We start from the raw sequence: 8,990 nt of genomic DNA, 5'->3' as shown, positions 1-8,990 counted from the left end.
GGCGAAACGATGCTGGATCTGCTGCCGGGTAGGAAACTGGAGGAATTGCGTGCCTATGCCCAGGCGCATCCCGACTTCCTTCGGCTGAATCCCAAAGCAGTGGTCATGGATTTGGCCCAGGCTTACCATACCTGGATCAGCGAGTGTTTCCCGAATGCGATTCGCATCGCAGATCGCTTTCATGTCCACGGTTATGTAATCGAAAGCGTGCAAGAAGTTCGAAAAACGGTTCAGCATACCTTATCGCCGCGAGCGCGAGCGTATTTGAAAGCGAACCATCGTTTGCTGAATCCTCCAGCGGAATCGCTGAGTGAAGAAAGCAGAAAACGACTGGAAACGCTACTGAATTATTCTTCGCTTCTGCGCAGCGTGTGGGAGTGGAAAGAAGCCTTCACAACTTGGTATGACCGCTCGCCCAGCTATGCTGTTGCCCGACTCGGATTTGAGCGTTGGTGCGAGCAAGGCGATCAGATCGACCATGCAACGGTACGCAGCACGCTGGGGACGATGCGAAATTGGAAAGAGGAAATCGTGAATTATCATCAATGTCGCTGGACAAACGCGACCGTAGAAGGCCGTCATAATCGCATTAAAGCGTTTCAACGTCGCCATTACTTTATGCGAAATCCCAATCGTTATAAAGCAGGTATTCTTATCGAATGCAACCGTCACCGGTTGATATGCTGATAGTCAAGCACTGATTTTGAGATTGAGCCAATTAATGACGTTAATATTTTTTGCTCTGTCGAATTGAACGATCCATCCGGCTCTCTCGTATCATTTATAACTTGAAAGGAAAAGAAGGAGAGAGCGAACCCATGATCATCGTCACTACTGAACGTCCCGCGAACCGGAAAGTGAAAGAGGCGATTGGCCCCGTCTTCGGACTGACGGTCCGGTCGCGCGGCATCGGCAAAGATATTGCCGCCGCCGTCAAAGGCCTGGTCGGCGGGGAGATTCGTCAATATACCGAGATGCTGGAAGACGCGCGCAAGCAGGCGCTGGATCGGATGGTGGCCAACGCCCGGACGATGGGCGCCAACGGCATCGTGATGGTGCGCTTCGATTCGGGGGAAGCGGGGAACCGGATGAGCGAGATTGTCGCTTATGGCACAGCGGTAATCCTGGAGGATGAGACGCCATGCTAAAGTGGGTACTGGCGTATTTCGGCTTCCAGCTCTTGCTGTTCCTAATCCTGCTGCTGGCCGCCAGGAAGAAGGACCGCAGACTGCATCAGGAGCAGGGGGAGGAGATGCCGGCCGGCAGTATGCCGACACGGGAAACTTTCCGCGATCCGTCGACCGGGCAGCGCGTTACGGTGTATTATCATCCTGCGACAGGGAAGCGGTATTACCGGCAGGAAGCCGCGGAATCGAAGCGGTGAAGGTGGTGAAGGCGGTGATCCAGGTGATCCATTCGAGAAAACAACGGAAAGATCAAATATTTAGAAAATTTAGAAATAAGCTGTTTCACTCCGCTTCGCAATGGGTAAGTTGATCTATAACCCTATTTATACTTCACATCTTCCTGTGAGCAATAGGGAACATTGAAGGAGGTTGTTATGTCATGAGTGCACACGGCAATACTTCTCAACTTACCGCTGAACGGAGAACGGATTTCAAGCGTTCCTCCACCCGGAGCTTGCGCAAGAGCGGGCGGATTCCGGCCGTTGTCTACGGTCCGTCCATGGAGGGAGTTCCCATACATCTGGATGCGAAGGAAGTCTATAGGTTCGCGCGTACGAGTCGTTCCGAATTGTTCCACCTGAAGGTTGAAGACAAGACCATTCCTGCCGTTATCAAGGAAGTGCAAGAACGCTGGGGCAACTGGATCCATCTCGACATCCAGCAGGTGTCCGAGAACAAGCCGCTGCGCGTCAAGATCGCGTTGGATTATCAAGGGGTGGCAGCCGGCACGAAGGTGGGGGGCGTCTTGCAGACCCAGGAAGTGGAGCTTGAAGTCGAAGGTCTTCCTTCCGCTCTGCCTGCATCGATTCCCGTTGACATTTCTCATCTGAATGTCGGGGACAAGCTGACAGCAGGCGAAGTGAAGCTGCCGGCGGGCATCCAGTTGGCGGGAACGGGCAGCGAGCTGCTGGCCTCCGTTATCCTGCCGCGCGGCGCCGGGGCGGCGGAGACGGAGCAGGAGACCGTCGAGAGCGCGGCAAAATAGCTTGGCGCATTGGCCTTTATCCATAAATAAAATAAAAAGAGAGCGTCTGACAGATTACGGGTCGGGCGCTTTTTCTTTTGTCGCGGGAGATTTCATGGTTCTGGCAAAATGGTGCACACTACCTAATGATATCATTTTGCTCGCATGGCAGTGCATTGCGAATGCAGGAAGGAGCCTTGAACTTGTCTAGTAAAGCTATCATATGCATCCTCTGCTGCAGTCTGTTCTGCACCTTGTGCTTCGGCTGCAAGGCTCCCTCGGCCCGAACGGCCCCAACGCAAGCAAGGGAGCTGCACGTGGCCGGACAAGCCGGCATGGAGGCGGGACAGGCCCGTCCGGCGGAAGCCCCGCCGTCCTCGGCCAATCGGGACAAGCAAACCGGCAAGCAGGCGAGCCGTCCGCTTCCGGATGCGGACAGCCCTAGGGTTCTCGTCAATAAGCGCCATGGACTTCCTCCGGGATATGAGCCGCTCGATCTGATCTATCCGAAGGTGAGGACGCTTACGGGAATGAAGTCGAAGCGGTATTGGCTGCGCCGCGAAGCGGCCCAGGCGCTGGAGCGGCTGTTCGCCGCGGCCGAGCGGGACCATATCTATCTGGCCAGCGTCTCGGCTTACCGCTCGTCTGCCGCGCAGACCGCCGTATACCGCCAATATGTCGATACGGAAGGCTCCCGGCGGGCAAGCGCATACAGCGCCGCCCCGGGCCATAGCGAGCATGAGACCGGCTTGGCCGTCGATGTGTCCGGCAGCGACGGCCGATGCGCGGTGCAGGATTGCTTCGCGGCTACGAAGGAAGCGAAGTGGCTGGCGGCGCATGCGCACCGCTTCGGTTATATTATCCGTTATCCGCGCGGGAAGGAGGAGATAACCGGTTATCAGTATGAACCGTGGCATCTCCGTTATGTCGGCCGCGAGCTGGCCGCACGGTTGACGGCAGAGGGAATGACGCTGGAAGAGTATTATGGAGCCGCTAGCCGCGACTGAAGATGGAAGCCGTCCCGCTTGCCGTTCTGTCCGGCCGCCGCCATTCGCCAACAAGCATTATTCGGTTGCGTAAAAGGCCCCGTCCCGGGAAGGGATGGGGCCAATGCGGCGATGCGGCGCTTAAAAATAATCCGAGAAATAGGGCGTCTGGCGATCGATCAGCTTCTCCAACTGCTCGATCGTCGCCCGCTGCGCCTGGAACCGGCCCGCGCGCGCCAAATACGCCGGACGCTTGTAGCCCATCAGCATGGTCGTCAATGTCTGAATATCGAAGGCTGCCGCTGGGCTGCCTCCGCCCTCCGTCAAGTCCCCCCGGCCCTGCTCATCGACCCGCAGCGTGAACTTGCCCTGATTCCATTCCAGCATCGGATCGTGAAGCGTGAAGGTCAACTGGCATTCCGCCGCTTGGGGCAGGAACGGATATTGCTTCACGAAGCGTTGAATATCGACGATTCGCGCCATATAGTACGGGGAAATCGTCTCCTTGATGTCGCTGTCCTCAAGCAGAAAGGCAAGCGGCTCCGTCGTGTAAATATGGCCTTTGACCCGCGTAATCATCGAGAAATGGGCGCTGATGAAGTTCCAGAGCCCCGCGCGGGCCTCGCTGTCGATGAACACCATTTCCTTCATGTGGAACACTTCTTCCGCAATCCAGTAGAGCAGGTAGCCCTGCGGCTTCTGATCCTCGTCATAGTAGACCGCCACGGTGAGATCGTCCAGATCCCAGCGCAAATATTCTTCCCATGCGAGATCGCTGCGCAGCATCGCCCCGTGATGGGCCAAGGCGAAGCGTCTGTACACGTCGCGAATATCCGGGTGCTCGATCGAGACGCGCTCCACGCTGCCCGGCACCGTCTTGAGCTTGGGAAGCTGCGTATCCTTGACCTCGAACGAGATTTTGTCGGAAATGAGCTCCCAGCCCTTGCGGCGGTAGAACGGTATCGAATACGGATACAGATACGATATCGATTGCTGCCGCTCGCGCATATTCGCGAGCGCCTGGCGCATCAATTGGTTCATTAAGCCGAGATTGGTGTACTCCGGGTAGGTGCCTACGCCGGTCAAGCCGCCCATGTCATAGATCTCCCCGAAAATATTGACCTGAAACGGATAAACGGCCAACTGGGAGATCAGCTTGTCGCCGTCGAACCAGCCCAGCACATCGGCCTCCTTCAGCACGGGAAGCTTCGCCTGCGCGATCTCGCGGTTCTCCCAGCCGAACGTCTGCAGATCAAGATTCGTGACTTGAAATACATATCGGAGCAGGTCATTGAATTGGTCTCCATGTTTCGGTTCGACCTTTTTCATTTTCAGTCTGTCTTGCAGCTTCTGGCGGCTCATCGCATGTCCCTCCATATTTTGTCCTTCTTGTTATTATGCGGCGTATTCGGTCAATCTTATAAGTGCGGATGCGGAAATGGGCATATCCTGAGCAGGTTGTTGACATGCCTGCCCGGGTACATATATAATCGGAGTAATCGAATAGCGCTTTCTTCAATGAAGGGGAGTAGCTACTACAGTAAAGTCGTCATTTCGGGCCCGTCGCGCCCCGGCTTTACTGGCAACGCCAGCGTTGTAAGCAAGACCTTTACCGCATAAGCAGGGTAGAGGTCTTTTTTGTATCCATCGAGGCCTTTACCGTCTAACGGTAGAGGCCTTTTTTCGTTGTAGATTCTGTCGGGGGGTGATACGCGGAGCTCACGGTTGAGGCTTATCGGCTTGATGAATGTCAACTTAGAAGATACACGGGAATACGATCAAAAATCTGTTGGAGGGATGACTCATGAATTGTCCAATCTGTAATGATGTCCGGATGCGCGAGGTGGGGAAGGAAGGCGTAACGATCGATGTATGCCCGAGCTGCAAGGGCGTCTGGCTGGATCGGGGAGAGCTGGAGAAGCTGATGTCCGATGTGCGAAGAGAGCGCAAGGAATATCAGGAATGGTATGACGAGCGCGACCATCGTCCGCATAAGAGCGATTACGGCCATTACGATTCGGGCCACCGCCCGCCACACTACAAGCCGCACAAGAAAAAAACGGTGCTCGACCGGTTGGGCGATTTATTCGATTGATTAGCTTCACCGCTCTGGTTCACCGTCCCGGAACGACAAAACACAGGCCTCGGGCCTGTGTTTTTGTGCCGTTCAGACATCATTTCAAGGGTATCCTTTCAAAATGAATGATGCACGCAGTCTTCCTTCAAGACCCCGTAGATCTCCAAATCGATGACTCCTTTACCGGACCATAAGGAAGCTTGTCTTAGCAATCCCTCTTTTACAAAACCGTTTTTCAGGAGAACTTTCTTGGAAGCCTGGTTGTCAGGCATGACCTCTGCTTGAATTCGGTTGCCTATGTGCTCATTCGCAAGTTTTTGCCTTCCACAAAATGTATGAGCGTCACTCGTATGTTACAATGTTGGTGCCAACTCTGAATTATACATAACGCGAAGCAAGCTGAAACGGGAGGGGAAGCGATGATAACCCGGCCGAAACCGAGATCAAAGCTACGAATCACGTTGGGAATGATGTATTTCCGGGGCAAAAGGCATCTGAAATGGATATTCGGCAGGACACGTTATGCCGGTCAGCAGCAGACGGACCTGCTGCCGTACGAAATCTTCCGGCACGAGACGCCCGTGTACCGGAATTTGCCCCGGGTGGACCGATGGCTGCAGGACAATAAGAAAATCAATCTGCAGCTCGCGCTAAAAAAGCTGAACGGCATCGTGATTCACCCCGGCGAGACTTTCTCCTACTGGAAGCTCATCGGGAAGCCGACCCGCAGAAAAGGGTATGTGGACGGGATGATCCTGTTCTATGGCGGGTTCAAGACCGGCATAGGCGGCGGTCTGTGCCAGTTGTCCAACCTCATTTACTGGACCGCGCTGCATACGCCGCTTCAGGTGACGGAGAGGCATCGGCACAGCTATGATGTGTTTCCCGATTCGAACCGGACACAGCCGTTCGGAAGCGGCGCGACCTGTGTCTACAATTATCTGGACTTGCAAATCTACAATCCGACGGAAGAGCCGTATCAGCTTCAGCTTGCGCTGGAGAAGGACAGGCTTATTGGAAGGTGGCGAAGCGCGGCGCCTCATCCGTACCGGTATGAGATTGTGGAGAAGGGGCACCGCATTACCCAGGAGCATTGGGGCGGTTACGTCCGGCATAATCAGATTTTTCGGCGGCAGTTCAACGGAAACGGGGAGAAAATCTCGGAGCAATTGGCGGCCGAGAACCATGCGCTGATGATGTACGCTCCCTTGCTGGCCGAGGCCGAGATGCGCAGCGGCAATAGCGGGTGACGCGTGCCGCCGCTTCCCGCTGGGCGGATTCATGTTATGATTATGGACGATGAATATGGATAACGTTGACACAACCAAGGGAGGCACTGAACGTGAGCAACCCGATTCACCTGGATGAGCGGCATGCGTTTCAAGTCATTGCCGAGACCATCAACCGCTCGACCGATCTGCCGGAGCTGCTGAACAATGTGCTGCGCACGCTGGTGGAGATAACCGGGCTCCAGACCGGGTGGATTTTCCTCATGGAAGATATGCCGGACTATACCCTGGCGGCCGATTACCGGCTTCCGCCGGCCCTGGATGCCGAGGAGAAGCGGCGCCTGAAGCAGGGAAGCTGCTGGTGCATTGAATGGTATCGAAAAGGGGCCAACTTCCGCGCCGAGAGCACGATGCATTGCAAGCGGCTGGAGGATGCCGTGAAGTATGCGTGGGGAGATACGTCCGGGATTACGCATCATGCGACGATTCCGCTGCATGCGGGCGAGCGGCTGTACGGCGTTCTGAACGTCGCGGCGCCGGGCAAGACGCATTACGATCCGGACGAGCTGACGCTGCTTCATTCGGTCGCCTATCAGATTGGCACGGCTATCGAACGGACGCTGCTGTACCAAGCCCGCCTCAAGCAGGCCGAGCTCCTGCAGCGGATGGGGGAATTATCCGGCCAACTGGCAGGTGTTGCCGATTGCCGGGACATTCCCGCGCGGATTGCCCGCGGCGCAGTCGAGCTGCTGAACTGCCGGAGCGCGGCGGTGCATATGGCGGAGAGCGGAGAGCTGGCCTGCATCGCTTATTGGGAGGAGGGCCGGCTCTCGCGCAAGGCCATGCGGACGAGCGCGCTCACGCGGCAGCGGCTAAGGAGCGTCTATGCGGAGAAGGCCGCTCAGCGCTGGAATCCCGCCGATGCCGTTCCCCGCAAGCGCCGGAACCGCCCCGGCCGGACGGAGCGAATCGCGGCGGCCGCTGCCGTTCCGATTCTGCTGCGGGACCGGGCGATCGGCGTCCTCTATGCGGACAGCGCGGAGGCGAAGCATTTTGACCCGGTCATGATGGACATGCTGCATCGCGCAGCCGAGCTGGTGTCGCGGGGGCATGAGGCTGCGCAATTCCGTGAGCAGCAGTTGAAGCTGGCCATGTGGCAGGAGCGTAACCGGCTGGCGCGGGACCTGCATGATTCGGTCTCGCAGAAGCTCTTCGCGCTTCAGTTGACCGCGCATGGCATGGAAAGCTTGCTGGCCTCCTCCCGGACAGCGGAGGCGCTTGCCGCTCTGTCCGAGATGCGGGAGCTGACGAAGGATGCGGTATGCGAAATGAAATCGCTCATCTGGCAGCTCCGTCCGGCCGGCCTCGAAGAAGGCCTGCTGACGGGCCTCGTCCGCTACGCCATGACTCAAGGGATATCCGTCGAGACGGAGGCGGACAGCTTGCTGGATCTGCCCCGCCATATTGAGGAGACGCTGTTCCGCATCGGACAGGAGGCGATTAACAATGTCCGCAAGCATGCCAAGACCGATGCCGTCCGGATTCGGCTGTTCAAGGAAGAAGCGTGCGTACGGATGGAAATAGCCGATGACGGCATCGGCATGGCGAAGCTGCGGAACAATGCCGGCCTGGGCATAACGGGAATGCGGGAGCGGGCAGGGACTTGCGGCGGCACGTTCGAGCTGGAGAGCGTGCCGCGCAGGGGAACCGTCATTCGCGTTCAACTGCCCTGCCGGAAGGGAGGAGAGGAAGCATGAAGATCAAGGTGCTGCTCGTGGATGATCATGCGGTGGTGCTGCGCGGTCTTCAATTTTTTTTGACGATGCAGCCGGACATTGACATCGTCGGCGAAGCCATGACCGGAACCGACGCAATCCGGATGGTAGAGGCGCTGCGCCCTGACGTGGTGCTGATGGATCTGATGCTGCCGCAGATGAACGGCATCGAAGCGACCCGGCATATCCGCCGGCATCATCCGGCCACGAAGGTGCTCGTCCTCACGTCCTTCGTGGACAAGGATTACGTCGTGCCCGCCGTCCAGGCCGGCGCGAACGGCTACGTCATGAAGGATATTATGCCGAATGAGCTGGTTCAAGCCATCATCGATGTTCATCGGGGACAGGCCAAGCTTCATCCGAATGTGACGGAGCAGTTGATGTCGCATCTCTCGGCACAGCAGGACGAAGCGCTTGAGGAGGACGGGGATCCGCCGCTGGAATTGCTGACAAGCCGCGAGGTGGAGGTGCTGCGGCAGATTGCCCGGGGCCGATCTAATAAGGAGATTGCGGCCGTTTTCAACATTAAGGAGAAGACCGTGAAGACGCACGTCAGCAATCTGCTGAGCAAGCTGGGAATGAACGCCCGGACGCAGGCGGCGGTATACGCGGTCAAGCGGGGATTGGCAGAGTGACAACTACATCCAAAGTCGTAGAAAAGCCCGATCATCGATCGGGCTTTTTGAGCAGGCTTGTCCCCGTCTTCCTCCCGACGCGCTTCGACCAGGGGCTTGCTATGCTGAATGAAGATGAAAGCCCAAATACAGAGATG

Annotated in this window: 10 protein-coding genes and 1 pseudogene; 9 read left to right on the top strand and 2 right to left on the bottom strand. The window is 56.9% G+C overall.

Going from position 1 to position 8,990, the window contains the following annotated elements:
* From ABD76_RS21780 to ABD76_RS21760, 5 genes are all read left to right on the top strand, one after another.
* On the top strand, positions 1-687 hold a 687-nt coding region (locus ABD76_RS21780), incomplete at its 5' end, for a transposase (RefSeq protein WP_197256362.1).
* 131 nt (positions 688-818) lie between these two features.
* Positions 819-1,148, top strand: coding sequence for a heavy metal-binding domain-containing protein (locus ABD76_RS21775; RefSeq protein ID WP_197259186.1), 330 nt, complete (start codon positions 819-821; stop codon positions 1,146-1,148).
* Positions 1,142-1,384 carry a hypothetical protein gene (locus ABD76_RS21770; protein ID WP_197259185.1) on the top strand — a complete coding sequence of 81 codons (243 nt, stop codon included), beginning with the start codon at positions 1,142-1,144 and terminating at the stop codon, positions 1,382-1,384. The genes ABD76_RS21775 and ABD76_RS21770 overlap by 7 nt, the downstream gene beginning before the upstream one ends.
* A 182-nt stretch (positions 1,385-1,566) precedes the next feature.
* Positions 1,567-2,172: a 50S ribosomal protein L25 gene (locus ABD76_RS21765; protein WP_197259184.1), complete on the top strand. Its 606-nt coding sequence runs from the start codon at positions 1,567-1,569 to the stop codon at positions 2,170-2,172.
* Positions 2,173-2,354: 182 nt separating this feature from the next.
* Complete coding sequence (locus ABD76_RS21760) at positions 2,355-3,158, top strand: M15 family metallopeptidase (RefSeq protein WP_242069711.1); 804 nt, start codon at positions 2,355-2,357, stop codon at positions 3,156-3,158.
* 120 nt (positions 3,159-3,278) lie between these two features.
* Here ABD76_RS21760 and ABD76_RS21755 read toward each other — a convergent pair whose 3' ends face one another.
* A complete protein-coding gene (locus tag ABD76_RS21755; RefSeq protein ID WP_197259182.1) occupies positions 3,279-4,499 on the bottom strand; it encodes a GNAT family N-acetyltransferase in 1,221 nt (406 codons plus the stop codon).
* A 442-nt stretch (positions 4,500-4,941) separates the two neighbouring features.
* On the opposite strand from ABD76_RS21755, the gene ABD76_RS21750 reads away from it, so the two are divergent.
* Complete coding sequence (locus tag ABD76_RS21750) at positions 4,942-5,232, top strand: TFIIB-type zinc ribbon-containing protein (protein ID WP_197259181.1); 291 nt, start codon at positions 4,942-4,944, stop codon at positions 5,230-5,232.
* 98 nt (positions 5,233-5,330) lie between these two features.
* Here ABD76_RS21750 and ABD76_RS29780 read toward each other — a convergent pair.
* Positions 5,331-5,507, bottom strand: a pseudogene (locus tag ABD76_RS29780) (GNAT family N-acetyltransferase); the annotation flags it as partial.
* A gap of 126 nt (positions 5,508-5,633) precedes the next feature.
* Between ABD76_RS29780 and ABD76_RS21745 the strand changes: the two are divergent.
* The 3 genes from ABD76_RS21745 to ABD76_RS21735 all read left to right on the top strand — a co-directional run bounded on the left by ABD76_RS21745 (position 5,634) and on the right by ABD76_RS21735 (position 8,853).
* Positions 5,634-6,464 carry a VanW family protein gene (locus ABD76_RS21745; protein ID WP_197259180.1) on the top strand — a complete coding sequence of 277 codons (831 nt, stop codon included), beginning with the start codon at positions 5,634-5,636 and terminating at the stop codon, positions 6,462-6,464.
* A gap of 92 nt (positions 6,465-6,556) precedes the next feature.
* Positions 6,557-8,200, top strand: a complete 1,644-nt coding sequence (locus ABD76_RS21740) for a GAF domain-containing protein (protein WP_197259179.1) — start codon at positions 6,557-6,559, stop codon at positions 8,198-8,200.
* Positions 8,197-8,853: a response regulator gene (locus ABD76_RS21735; RefSeq protein ID WP_206765763.1), complete on the top strand. Its 657-nt coding sequence runs from the start codon at positions 8,197-8,199 to the stop codon at positions 8,851-8,853. The genes ABD76_RS21740 and ABD76_RS21735 overlap by 4 nt, the downstream gene beginning before the upstream one ends.
* Positions 8,854-8,990: the final 137 nt, after the last annotated feature.

Source organism: Paenibacillus dendritiformis (genome assembly GCF_015845845.1).
Lineage (GTDB): Bacteria > Bacillota > Bacilli > Paenibacillales > Paenibacillaceae > Paenibacillus_B > Paenibacillus_B dendritiformis_C.
This window is presented reverse-complemented; position numbering and strand designations above follow the sequence as displayed.

Bases quoted from the DNA above. Each gene is read 5' to 3' on its own strand.
- ABD76_RS21775 (WP_197259186.1), top strand. From the start codon at position 819: ATGATCATCGTCACTACTGAACGTCCCGCGAACCGGAAAGTGAAAGAG.
- ABD76_RS21770 (WP_197259185.1), top strand. From the start codon at position 1,142: ATGCTAAAGTGGGTACTGGCGTATTTCGGCTTCCAGCTCTTGCTGTTC.
- ABD76_RS21765 (WP_197259184.1), top strand. From the start codon at position 1,567: ATGAGTGCACACGGCAATACTTCTCAACTTACCGCTGAACGGAGAACG.
- ABD76_RS21755 (WP_197259182.1), bottom strand. From the start codon at position 4,499: ATGAGCCGCCAGAAGCTGCAAGACAGACTGAAAATGAAAAAGGTCGAA.
- ABD76_RS21750 (WP_197259181.1), top strand. From the start codon at position 4,942: ATGAATTGTCCAATCTGTAATGATGTCCGGATGCGCGAGGTGGGGAAG.
- ABD76_RS21745 (WP_197259180.1), top strand. From the start codon at position 5,634: ATGATAACCCGGCCGAAACCGAGATCAAAGCTACGAATCACGTTGGGA.
- ABD76_RS21735 (WP_206765763.1), top strand. From the start codon at position 8,197: ATGAAGATCAAGGTGCTGCTCGTGGATGATCATGCGGTGGTGCTGCGC.